The organism is Halobaculum limi, from assembly GCF_029490015.1.
Taxonomy (GTDB): domain Archaea; phylum Halobacteriota; class Halobacteria; order Halobacteriales; family Haloferacaceae; genus Halobaculum; species Halobaculum limi.
Genome location: NZ_CP120468.1, coordinates 2483024 through 2498745 on the forward strand (window position 1 = coordinate 2483024; position 15722 = coordinate 2498745).

15 protein-coding genes are annotated in these 15722 nt (G+C 67.1%); 11 read left to right on the forward strand and 4 right to left on the reverse strand.

What is annotated here, in order from left to right:
• The first annotated feature begins 58 nt into the window (after window positions 1–58).
• The 5 genes from secY (at window position 59) to P0D77_RS12595 (ending at window position 6941) form a co-directional block, all read left to right on the forward strand.
• Window positions 59–1522 (forward strand): preprotein translocase subunit SecY, encoded by a 1464-nt coding sequence (secY, locus tag P0D77_RS12575; RefSeq protein WP_277553425.1) that lies wholly within the window; start codon window positions 59–61, stop codon window positions 1520–1522.
• An 85-nt stretch (window positions 1523–1607) separates the two neighbouring features.
• Window positions 1608–1799: a hypothetical protein gene (locus tag P0D77_RS12580; RefSeq protein ID WP_277553426.1), complete on the forward strand. Its 192-nt coding sequence runs from the start codon at window positions 1608–1610 to the stop codon at window positions 1797–1799.
• Window positions 1800–1989: 190 nt separating this feature from the next.
• Window positions 1990–2415: a universal stress protein gene (locus P0D77_RS12585; protein ID WP_277553427.1), complete on the forward strand. Its 426-nt coding sequence runs from the start codon at window positions 1990–1992 to the stop codon at window positions 2413–2415.
• The gene (locus tag P0D77_RS12590) at window positions 2412–4652 is read left to right on the forward strand and encodes an amino acid permease (protein WP_277553428.1); all 2241 of its coding nucleotides are present in this window, start codon (window positions 2412–2414) and stop codon (window positions 4650–4652) included. Before P0D77_RS12585 ends, P0D77_RS12590 begins: the two co-directional genes overlap by 4 nt.
• A gap of 105 nt (window positions 4653–4757) precedes the next feature.
• Window positions 4758–6941, forward strand: coding sequence for a prolyl oligopeptidase family serine peptidase (locus P0D77_RS12595; protein ID WP_277553429.1), 2184 nt, complete (start codon window positions 4758–4760; stop codon window positions 6939–6941).
• Window positions 6942–6956: 15 nt separating this feature from the next.
• On the opposite strand, the gene P0D77_RS12600 is transcribed toward P0D77_RS12595, so the two are convergent.
• The gene (locus tag P0D77_RS12600; protein WP_277553430.1) at window positions 6957–7832 is read right to left on the reverse strand and encodes a DUF7351 domain-containing protein; all 876 of its coding nucleotides are present in this window, start codon (window positions 7830–7832) and stop codon (window positions 6957–6959) included.
• A 221-nt stretch (window positions 7833–8053) separates the two neighbouring features.
• On the opposite strand from P0D77_RS12600, the gene P0D77_RS12605 reads away from it, so the two are divergent.
• The 4 genes from P0D77_RS12605 (at window position 8054) to P0D77_RS12620 (ending at window position 11314) form a co-directional block, all read left to right on the forward strand.
• Window positions 8054–8437 carry a DUF8159 domain-containing protein gene (locus P0D77_RS12605; RefSeq protein ID WP_277553431.1) on the forward strand — a complete coding sequence of 128 codons (384 nt, stop codon included), beginning with the start codon at window positions 8054–8056 and terminating at the stop codon, window positions 8435–8437.
• Entirely contained in the window at window positions 8434–9414 is a 981-nt protein-coding gene (locus P0D77_RS12610) for an alpha/beta hydrolase (RefSeq protein ID WP_277553432.1), read from the forward strand. Before P0D77_RS12605 ends, P0D77_RS12610 begins: the two co-directional genes overlap by 4 nt.
• Before the next feature lie 46 nt (window positions 9415–9460).
• Window positions 9461–9946 (forward strand): hypothetical protein, encoded by a 486-nt coding sequence (locus P0D77_RS12615; protein ID WP_277553433.1) that lies wholly within the window; start codon window positions 9461–9463, stop codon window positions 9944–9946.
• 141 nt (window positions 9947–10087) lie between these two features.
• A complete protein-coding gene (locus tag P0D77_RS12620; RefSeq protein ID WP_277553434.1) occupies window positions 10088–11314 on the forward strand; it encodes an ornithine cyclodeaminase, nickel-pincer nucleotide-dependent in 1227 nt (408 codons plus the stop codon).
• 55 nt (window positions 11315–11369) lie between these two features.
• On the opposite strand, the gene P0D77_RS12625 is transcribed toward P0D77_RS12620, so the two are convergent.
• Complete coding sequence (locus P0D77_RS12625) at window positions 11370–11765, reverse strand: universal stress protein (protein WP_277553435.1); 396 nt, start codon at window positions 11763–11765, stop codon at window positions 11370–11372.
• Between the two features lie 111 nt (window positions 11766–11876).
• Here P0D77_RS12625 and P0D77_RS12630 point away from each other — a divergent pair, with 111 nt between their 5' ends.
• Window positions 11877–12884 (forward strand): DUF7490 domain-containing protein, encoded by a 1008-nt coding sequence (locus P0D77_RS12630; RefSeq protein ID WP_277553436.1) that lies wholly within the window; start codon window positions 11877–11879, stop codon window positions 12882–12884.
• Entirely contained in the window at window positions 12881–13186 is a 306-nt protein-coding gene (locus tag P0D77_RS12635) for a DUF8060 family membrane protein (protein ID WP_277553437.1), read from the forward strand. The genes P0D77_RS12630 and P0D77_RS12635 overlap by 4 nt, the downstream gene beginning before the upstream one ends.
• Before the next feature lie 40 nt (window positions 13187–13226).
• Here the strand turns inward: P0D77_RS12635 and P0D77_RS12640 are convergent, their stop codons facing one another.
• Both P0D77_RS12640 and P0D77_RS12645 read right to left on the reverse strand, forming a co-directional pair.
• A complete protein-coding gene (locus tag P0D77_RS12640; RefSeq protein ID WP_277555802.1) occupies window positions 13227–14048 on the reverse strand; it encodes a ZIP family metal transporter in 822 nt (273 codons plus the stop codon).
• Window positions 14049–14139: 91 nt separating this feature from the next.
• Complete coding sequence (locus tag P0D77_RS12645; RefSeq protein ID WP_277553438.1) at window positions 14140–15660, reverse strand: molybdopterin-dependent oxidoreductase; 1521 nt, start codon at window positions 15658–15660, stop codon at window positions 14140–14142.
• Window positions 15661–15722: the final 62 nt, after the last annotated feature.

The following is a 15722-nucleotide window of genomic DNA, read 5'->3' on the forward strand; positions in this document are numbered from 1 at the left end:
GCGCTCGGAGGCCCCAATCGAAGCGTTAAGGTGTGCCGACCAACCAGACACACGCAATATGGGTTGGAAAGAGACCGCGGAACCCGTACTCACGCGGATGCCCACGGTCGAGCGTCCGGAGGGGCACGTGCCCTTCAAGCGGAAGCTCGCGTGGACGGCTGGCATCCTCGTGATGTACTTCTTCCTGACGAACATCACGATGTTCGGGCTCGCAACAGGCGGGGCCGAAGGCGACTTCTACGGCCGCTTCCGGTCGATCCTCGCCGGGTCACAGGGGTCGATTCTACAGCTCGGGATCGGTCCCATCGTCACGGCGTCGATCGTCCTCCAGTTACTCGGCGGTGCGAACCTACTCGGCCTCGACACCGACGACCCCCGCGACCAGATCCTCTACCAGGGCCTCCAGAAGCTGCTGGTGATCGTGATGATCTGCCTGACGGGGCTGCCGATGGTGTTCGCCGGGAACTTCCTGCCGGTCGACTCGCAGTTGGCCTCCTCGCTGGGCGTCGGCGTCACCGGCTTGAAGACGGTGCTGTTCGCGCAGATGTTCGTCGGCGGCGTCCTCATCCTGTTTATGGACGAGGTCATCTCCAAGTGGGGCGTCGGCTCCGGGATCGGTCTGTTCATCATCGCCGGGGTGAGCCAACAGCTCGTCGCCGGGCTGTTCGCCATCCCCGCACTCGGGACGCAGGTGACCGGCTTCTTCCCCGCGTGGTTCGGCATCATCACCGGCAGCATCGAACTGGATCCGTTCTTCCAGTCGCTGCTGTTCGACCCCGGGAACATCCTCGCGCTGTTCACGACGGCGCTCATCTTCGCGGTCGTCGTGTACACCGAGTCGGTTCGCGTCGAGATTCCGCTGAGTCACGCTCGCGTGAAGGGCGCACGCGGTCGCTTCCCCGTGAAGCTCATCTACGCGTCCGTCCTGCCGATGATCCTCGTTCGCGCGCTGCAGGCGAATATCCAGTTCCTCGGCCAGATCCTCAACAACTACGTGACGCTCCCCGCGTTCATCGGCGTCTACTCGCAGGGGCAGCCCGTTAGCGGGCTGTTCTACTACCTCGCGCCGATCCAGTCGCGGAGTGACTGGATGTGGTTCTCGGGGGCGTTCACCGTGGGCGCGGAACCGTGGCAGATCATCATCCGGGTGCTCGTCGACCTGACGTTCATGATCATCGGCGGCGCCATCTTCGCGGTGTTCTGGGTCGAGACGACCGGAATGGGTCCGGAGGCGACGGCCAAGCAGATTCAGAACTCCGGGATGCAGATCCCCGGCTTCCGGAAGAACCCGCAGGTCATCGAGAAGGTGATGGAGCGGTACATCCCGCAGGTGACCGTCATCGGCGGTGCGCTCGTCGGCGCACTCGCTGTGATCGCGAATATGCTCGGCACGCTGGGGGGCGTCTCCGGGACGGGTCTGCTGCTGACGGTGTCGATTACGTACAAACTGTACGAGGAGATCGCCGAAGAGCAACTCATGGAGATGCACCCCATGATGCGGCAGATGTTCGGCGACGACTGAACGGCGCGGCCGACTCACAGTTTCTCGTTCTCCCCGTTGAGAACTGGGCAGACAGTATGAAGTACGTGAACGGTACACACCCGGTATGCACACCAGCGACGGACGTGCGGAGCTGGAGGGGGAACTACTGGACGACCTGCCCGAGTTCGACCTGCGGTACCTGCTCGACGACGGTGAACGGCCGACGTCGGTGACGGTGTACGCGCCCGACAATCTGGAGTCGACGTGGATCACTATCGACGCCGACGTTGCAGTCTCGTTGGACGACCTTCGCTGACAACGGGCGACCACTCCTGTTCGCGGTCCGAATCGGACGCCGGCGGCGAGGGGAGCGTTTAATCCGCCTCGGGCCGAGCGTCCGGTATGACCGATCGATACAGCGGCGGCGAGACCGTCGCACACACACTGCGTCGCAACCAACAGACACGGTTCACACGACCGACCGATCCTGGCGGAGGTGAGCACCTGTGAGCACCCTTCTCGCGCGGATCGTGGTGCCGGTCGCATCCGAGCAAGACGCCATCGAGACCGCACGAGCGCTCGACGCTCACGACGCGGACATCGGCCACGTGACGGTCGTGTACGTCGTCGAGAAGGCCGGAGGCGCTGCCGACAAAGCGAGCGTCGAACAGCGTGAAGAAGCGGCCGAAGAGGCGTTCGACGCCTTCGAGGGCGTGCTATCGAGCGGCGACGTCGACCGTCGGATCGTCTACGACACCGACGTCGTCGACGCCGTGCTCGACGTCGCCGACGAAGAGCGCGCGACCGCGGTCGTGTTCACACCGCGTGAGGGCGGTCGGTTCATCCGCCTGTTCACCGGCGACATCGCACTGCGACTGGTGACCGAGGCCGACCTCCCGGTCGTGACCCTCCCGCGCCACGAGGACGAATGAGCGGCGACGAAGAACTCGCGAAGGACCTGGGTCCGCTCGCGGCGCTGACCATCGGGGTCGGCACGATGATCGGGGCGGGTATCTTCGTCCTGCCGGGCGTCGCCATCTCGGAGGCCGGTTCCTTCGCCGTCATCTCGTTCGTCCTCGGCGGTGCGATCGCGATCTTGACGGCGTTCTCCGCCTCCGAATTGGGGACGGCGATGCCGAAGTCCGGCGGCGCGTACTACTACGTGAATCGTGCGCTTGGCCCCCTGTTCGGGTCCGTCGCAGGGTGGGCCAACTGGATGGGGCTCGCGTTCGCCTCCGCGTTCTACATGGTCGGGTTCGGCGAGTACGTGGTCAACATCACCGGTGGCGATATCGGTATCCCGCTGACGAGTATCGCCCTGCCGGTCGACGTGAAGGTAGTCGCGCTCGCTGGAGCGGCGCTGTTCGTCTTCATCAACTACGTGGGCGCGAAAGAGACGGGGAAGCTCCAGAACGTCATCGTCGTCATCCTCGTCGCCATCCTCGCGGTGTTCACCGTGGTCGGAGCGTTGCGTGCGGATCCGGCGAATCTCCCGGAGGCGACGGGCTTCGGCCCGATGCTCACGACGACCGGGCTCATCTTCGTGTCGTATCTCGGCTTCGTGCAGATCACGTCCGTCGCAGAGGAGATCAAAGATCCAGGGAAGAATCTCCCGCGCGCGGTCATCGGCTCCGTGGTCATCGTGACGGCCATCTACGCGCTCGTCCTCGTCGTGATGAGCGCGGCCGTCGAACAGGGCTTCATCGCCGGCTTGCCCGGTAACCAGATCGCCGTCGTCGAGGTGGCACGCCTCGTTCTCGGGCCCGTGGGCGCGGTGGCGATGCTCATCGGTGGCCTGTTGGCGACCGCCTCCTCGGCGAACGCGTCGATCCTCGCGTCCTCGCGGATCAACTTCGCGATGGGTCGCGACCGCATCGTCTCGCCGGAACTCAACGAGATTCACCCACGCTTCGGGACGCCGTACCGTGCCATCGCGATCACGGGCGCGCTCATTCTCGTGTTCATCTTCCTCGGGAACGTCGAGATACTGTCGACGCTCGGGTCGGTGCTCCACCTCGTCATCTACGCCCTGCTCAACGTCGCGCTCATCGTGATGCGCGAGGCCGACGTCGAGGGGTACGACCCCAGTTACACGGTGCCGCTGTACCCCATCGTTCCGGTGCTGGGTGCGATCGTCTCGCTCGCGCTCATCGTGTTCATCGAGCCGTTGGTCGTCCTCATCGGCGGCGCGTTCGTCGCGTTCGCGGTCGTGTGGTACCTGGTGTACGCTCGCTCGCGAACGACCAGCGAGGGTGCGCTCTCGGAGTTCGTGCGCTCGCGCTCCGACGACCTCCCGGATGCGGCGGTCGGCGCGGCCGACGCAGTCGCGCCCGACGGCGGCGAGTACAAGGTGATGGTGCCGCTCGCGAACCCCGCGAGCGAGGCCGACCTGATCGAACTCGCGGCCAACATCGCCCGCCAGCGCGGCGGATCGGTCGACGCCGTCCACATCGTCTCGGTGCCCGACCAGACGTCGCTGGAGTACGCCGCCGAACACGTCCCCGAGTTCGACGACACGAGCGACGAACTGCTCGACCGCGCCCGCCTCGACGCCGAGGAACTGGGCGTGCCCGTCGAGACGACGACCATCGTCTCCCACCAGTCGTTCGCGGAGGTGTTCGACGCCGCCAAGACCCACAACGCCGACCTCGTGGTGATGGGCTGGGGACCGGAGGGACACGGCGCGCCCGGCCGCGTCGAGGGTCGGTTCGACGAACTCACGCAGAACCTGCCGTGTGATTTCCTCGTGTTGCGCGACCGCGGCTTCGACCCGAGTCGCGTCCTCGTTCCGACTGCGGGTGGTCCCGACTCGGACCTGTCTGCGGAGGTCGCGGGCTACCTCAAGTCCGCGTTCGACTCGGAGATCACACTCCTCCACGTCGCCGACGACGTCGGCAACGGGAAGGAGTTCCTCGCGACGTGGGCGAACGACCACGGTCTCGGCGACGCTAATCAAGTAGTGGAGTCGGGCGACGTCGAGGAGGCGATCGGTCGCCACGCCGCCGACTCCTCGCTGGTGATCATCGGTGCGACCGAACGCGGGATGCTCTCGCGACTCGTCAGCGGGGCACTCGCACTCGACGTCGTCGACGACGTGGAGTGTTCGGTCCTCCTGGCGGAGCGGCCGACGAACCGCAGTCTGCGCGACCGCCTGTTCGGACGGCGGTAGTCGACGCTCCGGTTCGACTTCGCCCGAGGGCGGGCCGCCGGTCGATTCCGGCAACCCGTCCCACCGAGGGACAGACTCTTTCCGTGCGACTCGGAGTTGCACTCGATGACCGACAGCGACGCCCCCGACGCCGGAGGCACCCCCGAGACGCCGCGACGACCCGTAACCGACGAGGTACACGGGGAGTCGATCACCGACCCGTACCGCTGGCTGGAGGGCGACGACGAGGCGGTACAGACGTGGACAGACGCACAGAACGACCACGCCGAAGCCGTCCTCGAGACGCCCCAGCGAGCGGCGCTGGCACAGCGATACGAGTCGCTCGGCCGCGTCGCCCAGTACGGCCCCGTCACGCCCGCAGGCGACTGTCTGTTCCAGACCGTGAAGCGCCCGGACGACGAACAGGCGGTCCTCTACGCGTACGACGGCGACGACGCCGTCGGAACGGAGGCGGGGACGGTCCTCGTCGACCCGAACGACTGGGACGACGACGGCACCGTCTCCGTCGACTGGTTCGTGCCCGGTCCCGACGGGGCGTACCTCGCGTACGGCGTCGCGGAGGGCGGCGACGAACAGTACGACATCCGCGTGGTCGACGTGGAGACGGCGGCGGTCGTCGAGACAGTCGAGGACGTCGGCCGAACCCAGTCGAACGGCTTCGCGTGGGCCGAGAGCGAGACAGCGGACGACGAGGACACCACGAGCGACCCGCGCGGCTTCTACTACGTGACGACCGGTGCGGCAGGGAGCGACGCCGCCGAGGAGGGCGTGGACGACGGCGATGCCGACAGCGATGCTGACGGTGGCGACGGCCAACTCGACAAGACGATCCGGTTTCACGAGTTCGGATCCGACACCGCTCCCGGCGCGGACCACGTCGTCGCCGACGAGGTGGGTGAGACGACGTGGCCGACGCTCGTGACCGACGGCGACACGCTCGTCGCTCAGTATATGGAGGGGTGGGAGCGCTCGGACCTGTACGCCTACCGCGGTGACCCCGCGTCAGCGTCGCTGTCGCCCGTCCTCTCGGGCTACGACGCCGTGTTCACGCCGACCATCGACGGCGACCGCAACCGCCTCCTCCTCGTGACGGACTACGAGGCGGACTTCTCTCGCGTGCTGTCGGCACCCCTGTCGACCGTGGTGGCAGACGGCGAGCGAGAACCGGACTCGTTCGCGGAACTCGTTCCCGAGACGGACGCTGTCCTCCGTGGAGTCGAGACGGCGGGCGACCGTCTGCTGGCGCACTACCACCGCGACGCGAGTTCCGAGGTGGCCGTCTTCGACGCCGACGGCGACCACGAGCGAGTGGTCGAGGTGCCAGCGTTCCCGACCGTCGCAGGGATTCACGGCGACAGCGACGACCCCGTCGCGTACCTGACGGTCCAGTCGTTCGTCGACCCGCCGTCGGTGCGCCGTGTCGACGTTCGCGAGGGAACGACCGAGACGCTGTGTCGACAGTCGACGGAGGTGGGGGTCGACCTTACCGTGAGTCAGGAGTGGTTCGAATCAGCCGACGGAACCGAGGTGCCCGCGTTCGTCGTTCGTCGCAGCGACGTGGACGCCGACGGCGACAATCCCGCGCTGGTCACCGGGTACGGTGGCTTCCGCGTCAACCGGACGCCGACGTTCGACCGCTTCCGACTCCCGTTTCTCACGGCCGGCGGCGTGTTCGTTCTCGCGACGCTGCGAGGCGGCACCGAGTACGGCGAACCGTGGCACGAGGCGGGCCGCCGCGGGAACAAACAGCGCGTGTTCGACGACGCCCTCGCGGTCGCGGACGGCATCGCCGACACCGGGTGGGCCGACCCCGACCGCATCGGCGTCACCGGCGGGTCGAACGGCGGCCTCCTCGTCGGCGCGTTGCTCACCCAGCGACCCAACCGGTGGGCGGTCGCGATGTGTCACGTTCCGCTGCTGGATATGCTGCGGTTCCACCGCTTCCTGCTGGGGGCGTCGTGGACGACCGAGTACGGCCACCCCGACGACCCCGAGGCGTTCGAGTACCTCCGCGCGTACTCCCCGTACCACAACGCGCCCAAGACCGAGTACCCGCCGACGATGTTCACGACCGCACTCGGTGACACACGGGTCCACCCGTGTCACGCTCGCAAGATGACGGCGCTGGTGCAAGACCGGAACACCGGGGACGCGCCGGTCGTCCTCCGCGTCGAAGACGACGCGGGCCACGGCGTCGGCAAGCCGACGTCGATGCAGGTGCGCGAGAACGCCGAGCGGTGGGGGTTCGTCGCCGCGAACCTCGGCATCGACCCGGACGACCTCAGGTGAGGGGGTGACGCGCGGTCACGACTCGCGCGATTCGACCGTCCGAGAGACGAGGTCCATCGACTCGTCGACGACCACGCGCAGTCGCTCGTCGCCGAGTTCGTAGACGACTTCGATCTGGACCGGGTCCGTCTGTGTGACGCGTTCGAGGCTGTCGGTCTCGTCGGCCCACAACGACAGTTCGGTCACGGCGACGCCGTGGCGGTAGAGGAACGACGAGACAGCGGGGTGGTGGTACAGGTGGTCGCCGACGCCGCCGTAGGAGAACCACGAACAGTCGTGACACCACACGTGTGCGAGTATCCGGTCGGCGTCCGCGACGACGACGTCTTCGGTCGTCGTTAGTTTCCAGTCGACCGAACCGAGGCAGTACGGACACACGCCGTCGTGAAACGACTGGAGGTCGCGGTGATGTTGTCGAGTGATAGTGTCGACCAGCGAGTCCGGGTCGTCGTGGTCGAACGTGTCTGAGGGTAACGGCTCCCGAAACTGCACCGTGTCGCAGTCGAGACAGCCGATTATCGCGCGGCTCCCGGTGTACCACATATGTTGGTTGCCGCCACAGGTGGGACACGTCGCCCCGACCTCGAAAGGGTCGACTTCGACGGCGTCGTCGACGCCGCCGGCGACGACCGCTTGGTACGTGCGAATCCCGGCGAGCGTGAGGCAGTAGCCGCCCTCAGTCTCCTCAATGAACTCTCCGACCAACTGCTTCAGGTGGTAGGTGAAGTGCCCACTGTCGTCGACGCTGGCGGCGCGTTGGAGGTCGCTGAACGGGAGCGTCGCGTACCCGTCCTCGCCGCTGGCGTCGCCGAGCGCCGTGATGATTCGCAGTCGGACCTCACTCGAGAGGCGATCGTACGCCCGACGAACCGGCTCAACCTCGTCGACCATTCGAGAGGAGAACCGACACTCGGGTACATAGGCATTCTGTCTGTCGGTCGAAACGAGGTGAACTGCGCTTCACCGAGTGGTTAAGTCGTGAGAGAGCCAACCGATACGTGGCGTCTGGGCGGAGGGCCCCAGTGCCTCTGACATGGACTCCCACTCTCCGCCCTCGCCGTCCCGTTGTACTCCCCGGAACCAGTAAGTCACCAGCAACTGTACCGACAGGTATGACCATCGATGGACCGTCGCTGGCGCGGACCCTACGTGTCAACGGCATCGACGTCGAGGAGGTGTACGTCGACCCCGACCGAGTGCAGGTCGCGTACACGACGACGTTACCGGGGATGGAACCCGACCACGCGGAGATGGGGAAGGTGTGCAACACGTTCATCGACTTGGCCGAGGACGACGAGTTCGACCCACGCCGCGTCGATGCGGTCTCACTACGCTTCGAGACGGACGTGCAGGCGGCCTGGCACATCGAGGAGGCGTGGATAACCGACCTCCTCGCGTATCGCATCTCCGAGGAGGAGTTCTCCGAACGCGTCCTCGACTCTATCGAGACTGACCCCGACCCAGACGTAGCCGTCGTGCCTGAGGAGGAACGGTGACCACGACCGAGTCGACGCCCGAGTTCGCTCCTGCGCGTCGTGTCGGCGGGCGACCCTCGCGCGAACGTTTCTCGACGCGACGACTCACGTTCACCGTCGACAGCGACACCTGCGTCGGGACGCTGTACCGCCCGCGCGACGTGGACGACCCCGCAGTCGTCGTGCTGGCACACGGCTTCGCCGCCGAAGCGGCCTTCGGCCTCGACCGCATCGCCGAGCGACTCGCGGGTGCGGGCTACGCCGCGTTCACGTTCGACTACCGAGGGTTCGGGAAGTCAGAGGGCACGCCCGTCGTCCTCCCGAGTCGCCAACTCGACGACTGGCGGGGCGCTATCGACCGCGTGCGCGAGGTAGATGTCCTCGGCGACGGCCTCGCCCTGTGGGGCGTCTCGCTCGCGGGCGGCCACGTCGTCACGGTCGCCACCGAGCGAACCGACGTGGATGCCGTCGTCGCGCGAACGCCGTTCGCGGACGGGCGTGCGCTCCTTCGAAGCAAGTCGCCGGGCTTCCTCCTGAAGGCGACGGTGGCGGGCCTGCGCGACCGCGTGGGCGGCCTCGTTCGTCGCCACCACGAGGTGAAGGTGTACGGACGCACCGAGGAGTTCGCCGTACTCAACGAACCCGGCGCACTCGACGGCTACTCCTCGTTGATTCCGCGCAACTCGACGTGGCAGAACCGCACTCGTGCGCGGACGTTGCTCGCGTTGCCGCGCTACCGGCCGGTCACGGTCGCCGAGGACGTCGCCTGTCCGACGTTCGTCGTCGCGGGCACCGACGACGAGGTGGTACCGTACGCGACGGCGGAACGACTGGCCGACGCGCTTCCGGAGTCGTCGCTGCTGGCGCTGCCGATGGGCCACTTCGACTCGTGGGACGCGCGGTTCACCGAAGTGCTCGCCCACGAAGTGGCGTTCCTCGACGCCGCGTTCGACGGGCCACCACTCGAACAACGTGTCGCGGCGGTAGCAGGACAGTAACTGGCCTGTAGTCGGTATTTATGTCCTCTGCCCGCGTGTATCGGGTATGTTCCACCGAACGCTCACTCTGGTAGTCGCATCGCTCGTGTTGATCGCGGGTGCAGGCGCTCCCGTCGCCGCACAGAGCGACCGCCCCGACTGGTCGAGCGAGGTGTTCGCCGACCTCCAGACGGGGTTCGCCCTGTACAACGACCACAGCGGCGACCTCGATCTGGGACCGCTCGCCGGGCAACTGGAGAACAAGCGCGTGAACCTCTACATCAGTGACGGCGGCGAGACCGCAGTGTACTCGTTCCGGATGACTGGTGAAGGGAAGATCGTAGACCTACGTGAGTCTGCCCACGACGACGCCAGCCTCCGAATGGAGACGGACCGCTCGACGATGGAAGGCATCGCCGGTTCTTCGAACCCCGCCAACGCGTTCGCTGACGCCGTCGTGAACGACGACATCGTCATCAAGGGCGAACAGGGCAACGTCGTCGCCCAGATCACCTGGGGCGTCCTGAACGTCCTGAAGGGCTTCCTCCTGTGAGCAGCACCGGCCCGTCGAACTCGGCTACTCGTCTCTCCATCTGGTAGTCTACAACCCGATTCCCGGTCGTCGTCGACCATCGCTCGCGGCCGATACTGCGCTCGCGGGTAGTTTTTCACCGCGGGGCGTCGCAGAGGTGGTATGACCGTCAGCGACGTGGTCGAGTTGGAGGGCCACATCATCGACTCCGGCCTGATGGAACGGGCGTTCACCGTCGTCATGGACTTGGGCGGGGAGTTCGACATCGAGGAGTTTCACGTCGGTACGAGCAAGACCAAAGAGTCGTACTGCCGGATGCGCGTCATCGCCGACGACGAGGCGACGCTCCACCCCATCCTCCACGAACTCCACCAGTCGGGCGCGACCTTGGTCTCACCGTCGGACGCGACGCTCACGCCTGCGCCCGCGGACAACGTCGTCCCGGACGGCTTCTACTCGACGACGAACCACCCGACCGACGTCCGCGTCGACGGCGAGTGGATTCCCGTCGACGACATCGAGATGGACTGTGCGGTGGTGGTAGACCATGCTGGCGACGACGTGACCGCCCGGACGAAGGTACTCAACGGCATCGAGGAGGGCGACCAGGTCGTCACCGGCGACGCAGGGATTCGGGTAAAGCCGCCGGAGCGCCCACGTGACTCCTCGGGGCCGTTCGGCTTCATGCGCGGTGGCGTCTCCGCGGAGCGACCCTCTCGCTCGCTCATCCGCGACATCGCGGAGGCCATCGCCGAGACGAAAGCACAGGGCGGGCGCGTCCTGTGTGTCGCCGGCCCGGCGGTCATCCACGCGGGCGGCGGCCCCGGCCTCGCGCGACTCGTGCGCGAGGGGTACGTCGACGCCATCTCGGCGGGCAACGGCTTCGCCGTCCACGATATGGAGCGGTCGATGTACGGGACGAGTCTCGGGATGGACGTGGAGACGATGGAACACCCGCGGAAGGGCCACAAACACCACATCTACACCATCAGCGAGGTGATCCGTGCGGGCGGCATCGAGGCCGCCGTCGAGGAGGGCCTCATCGAGGAGGGCGTGATGTACGAGTGCGTCGCCAACGACCGCGACTTCGTTCTCGCGGGCTCTATCCGCGACGACGGCCCGCTTCCCGACACCATCACCGACGCGGTGGAGGCACAGAACGCCATCCGCGAACAGGCGCGGCAGGCAGACCTCGTGTTGATGCTGTCGTCGCTGTTGCACTCGGTGGCGGTGGGCAACTGCCTGCCGTCGACGACGCGCACCGTCTGCGTCGACATCAACCCCGCGACGGTGACGCAGTTGCTCGACCGTGGCTCTGCGCAGGCGGTCGGGATGGTGACGGACGTGGGGACGTTCGTGCCGATGCTCGCCGAGGAGTTACTGGAGTAGTCACTCTCCGTGGCCTCGTCGTCAGCGAGGGGATCGACTCCGTCGCTTCGGGTACTTAGTCGACGACTGGAACGACCCGCATCGGGACCGTCGCGTTCATCAGGACGTCCTGTGCCACGTCGCCGAAGAGGAGTTTCGACGCCGCAGATCGCTTCCGGATCCCCATCACGATCTCGTCGATCTCGTATCGCTCGACGAACGCGAGTGCGTCCTCGGCGGGCGATTTACCCCGGACGAGTTGGTGTGTCTCGACGCTCGCAACCTCCGAGAGACGCCTGTGGACGACTGAGAGGGCGTCTTTACCGTGATCGAGTTCCCGCTGAGAGGTCCGGTCACCGCCACGCTGAGAGTTGATCGCGTGAACCGTGTCTGTCTCCTCCAACCGTGGTTCGAGGTAGTCACACAGTCGTTCGCTTCGCGTCGGATCGTTTGTCAACAGGACGTACCGCATACCATCGTGTTCGACTTCTAACATTCTAACTGTATCTGCACGACGCCAGCGGCGACTCGACTCCGTCTCACACACAAAGGGTTTACCGGACCCTCGTGCAGTGACGCCCGTATGACACGAGAACGACGGCTGACTGCGGCCGCGGTCGCCGTCTTCCTCGTCGCCCTCCTCGGGGCCGCGGTGGCCCCTGGCGTACTCGCGGACCCGTCGACGGACGACCCCGTCCGTCCCGGGCACGTCAGTATCGCCGAGTCACCGGCTATCTCGCCGGGTGAGGTCGACGGGTCGACGGCGACGCTGACGCTCACCACCCGTATCGGGCACGCGGGCAACCCGACCGACAACGTCTCCGTGCGCTTCCGCGCGTACGACGCGGAGTCGGGGCTGTTGGCGACCGAGCGAACGGTCGAGCTGGACGAACTGACCGGCGAGCGAAGCGTTCCGGTGAACGCCTCGCTGACGGTGCCTCGCGAGGGCGGCTACGTCATCGAGACGACCGTGTTCCGCGACGGGCAGTCCATCGACCGCGAGCGAACGCGCGTCTCGGGGCTGGCGGCACTCGGCACCGAGGTCCGCTTCACCGAGAGCGACGCGGTCCCCCCGCTCGCGGTGTCTGTGGACTCGGTCGACGGAACGCAGAACCGGACGACGCTCGCAGTCGCCGCCTCGCTGACGAACAGTGGGCAGGAACCGAGCGGCGACCTCCGCGTCGAAATCATCCTCCGGCAGGCGGAGTCGAACCTCGTCGCCGCGCGCGAGTCGACGACGATCGGTGCGATTGGCCCGGGCCGAACCACCGACGCGACGACGCAGGTGACGGTGCCCAGCGACTACAACTACTACGTCGACGCGGCGGTGTACCGTGACGGCGTCCTCGTCGACACGGCGCGGTCGGTCGCCAACCTCGACCCCACCGAGACCATCTCCCCGAACGAGACGGTGCGCGAGGTAGAGTTCGAGGTCGGTGACTTCGCCGGCGACGAGGACACGCCGGACGACGGACGACCGACCGAGGCGGCACAGACGGTGACCGAGACGTCCACGCCTGGCTTCGGCGTGGTGGTCGCACTCGCGGCGCTCGCAGGTGTGGCACTCATCGCACGGAGGCGAACACAATGAGCGAAGAACACGCATCCCAGCGGACCGACGACGTATCGACGACGACCGACGACGACCGAGGCGACGGTCCCGTCTCGCTGTCCGGTGACCTGACGCGGTACGTGAACTACGTCGCGCTGGCGGCGCTGGTGGTGCTGGCGCTCGTCGCTGGTCTCCAGTTTTACACCGCGGTCGGGCAGACGATCAACGAGTGGGTCGTTCGCGAGTACCGTCCGCTGTTTCGGGCAGCGTTCAACCTCGCGGTCCTGCTGGTCGCGTTCGCGGGCATCTCCTGGCAGATCCGTCGCGTGACGACGGAGTAAGAGCCGAGAGCGCCGACCGAGTCCCGATTTTCGTGCCGCGTTACGCGACGACCGTCCACGCGAGAAACACCGCGACGCCGCCGATAGCCGTGCTGGCGACAGCGTGGACGCGGAGGCGGTCGAGCAGTTCGTGCGCGTCGCCGTCGTGACTCAGCGAGTCGTGGACCTCGCTCCCGATCTCACACTCGGGGAGGAAATCCATCGCGACGTGGAGGAACACACCCGTCGCGAAGCCGAAGACGACGCCGCGGATCGGTGCGGAGGCGGGCAACGCGAGAAACGACGAGGCGACGGCGGCGACGCCGACGCCCGCCGCGGGGAGGAGGACGGCCGTCCAGTCGCCGCCGCGCCCGGCGAATCGGTGGACCGCGGCGTACCCCGCCGGTCCCTTGTGCGAGACGATAGCGACGCCGAGCAACACGCCCAGTTCGGGCATGTTGCCGTAGATGATGCCGATGATGGCGCCCGCGCTGACGGCGTGTGCCGTCAACTCGGCGAGCGTCCTGTCGATGGGCAACTGCATATGTGAGAGGCGGTGGCCGAGCGTGTGTGCGGCGTAGCCGACCAAGAGGCCGAGTGCGACGCCGAAGCCGCCGAAGACGGGGTGTTGGCCCATCGCTTGCGGGAGCAAGAAGACGGCTGCGCTGGTGATCATCGCACCGGCGGCGAGGCCGTACCCCCACACGAGCGTCCCGGTGTGCGTACTCGGGGTCCGTGCGCCGGCGTACCCCGCGACGGCCATCGCGCCGAACGCGAGCCACGCGATACCGAACAGTTTGACTCGGCCGGTGGTCAGCGCCAGCGCCGACGCCGCCACCAACACCGCTGTACTGGCAAGGCCCAACAGTCGGCCACGGCTCACACGATGGCGCACGCCGCCTTCGGTACTGATATCCGCCACATTGCTAACGAACGGATTCGAGTTAGTAACTCCTCTGATCGGATGCGTTCGATCACGGTCGGACCGTCCGACTCACGCGACCAGACGCCCCCGATGGGAACGGGTCGGTCTCCTCGCTCGGTTGCACAGTTCCGTCGCGTTCGATCGCGCGGACGACGACCTCGTGTTCTGCCTCGGCTTCGTACTCGTAGTGCCACCCGCGCCACGCGTCCGCGGCCTCGCCAGACACCGTCTCGGGGTCGTCCAGGTCGGCGTCGGCGGGCGTCGGGCCGGGCAGTCGCTCGGTGAGGTCGGCCTCGATCCACGTCTCGCCGCCGTCGGTCGACACCTCGACCGCGGAGACGCCCCGAGTGCCCGCGTAGGCGTGGCCGCCAACGGAGACGGTGCCGTCGTTAGTCTCGACGTGGTGAAGTTTCGCGACCGTCGAGACGGGACCGGTGCCGTGCCAGCCACGCTGTTCCCAGTAACCGGTCGCCTCTTCTTCGAGAATCTCGATTTCGGTGATCCACTTGACGTTGATCTCACCCCAGTGTCCGGGGATGAGCGCCCGCACGGGCGCGCCGTGGCCCCGTGGGAGCGGCCGACCGTTCATCCGGTACGCGAGGAAGCCGTCCTCCAGCGCTGACAACGGGAACTCCTCGTAGTAGTCGTCGGCCGCGTGCAACATCACACAACAACTGTCGCGGGTCACGCCCGCCTCCTCCAACAGCGGCGCGATGGGGACGCCGGTCCACAGGGCCGTGTCGACTTTTTGTCCGTTCACCGGGTCGCCGACACACCGGAGCGTCTCGAAGCGGTGTTCGGCCGCGCGGTCGGTGACCGTGTCGAAGTCGAGGGCGAGTTCCTTGGTGACCGCTCCGGTGACGCGCAGCGACCACTCTTCGGGGTCGACCTGCGGGTCGGCGGCGTTCTTGTCCACGACGTAGAACGACTCCGAGACGAGGGGGTCGGCGCCGGCGAGGTCGAACGACCGGTCGCTCGCCGTCGCGAGCAGTCGCTCGACGAGGGGGCTCCGCTCGACGGATTCGCCCGATTCACCGCCGCCTGTCGACCGGAGCGCCCGCGTTACTGGACCGAACCCGGCGAGACCGACGGCGGCCGCGGCGACGCCCGTCGCACGCAACAGGCCCCGACGAGCACCGTCGACGCCGGCGGTGGCGCGCCGCCCCGCGAGGCCGACGGTCGCGCCGCCGAACAGGCCGCCCACGACCGCGGCCCCGGGTGAGACGGCGATGACGAACGCGGCGACTGCCTGCACGAGGCCGACGAGGAACACCACCTCGGCGCGGTCGCGGTCAGCCCGTTCCCCGAACCAGAGGCCGAGGAGAGCGAGGCCGCCGAACAGCACGACAGACAGCAGCGCCGACCCAAGGACGAGTAACGGTTGGGAGGTGCTTCCGAGCCCCTGGATGCCGGCCGCGAGGACGGCGTCGGGCAACAGCAACAGGACCGTCTGCGCGACAGCGACGACCACCCACCGCGGCGAGAAGCCGACGACGAGGAACGTCCCTGCGGCGACGGCGACGCCGGAGGCGGCCGCGACCATGAGTCGTCGAGGGTCGGGATACTCCATTCGTCCGGATCACGGACTCGTCGCGTAAAGCGATACCGCGACCGGATCGGGGGGCGCGACCA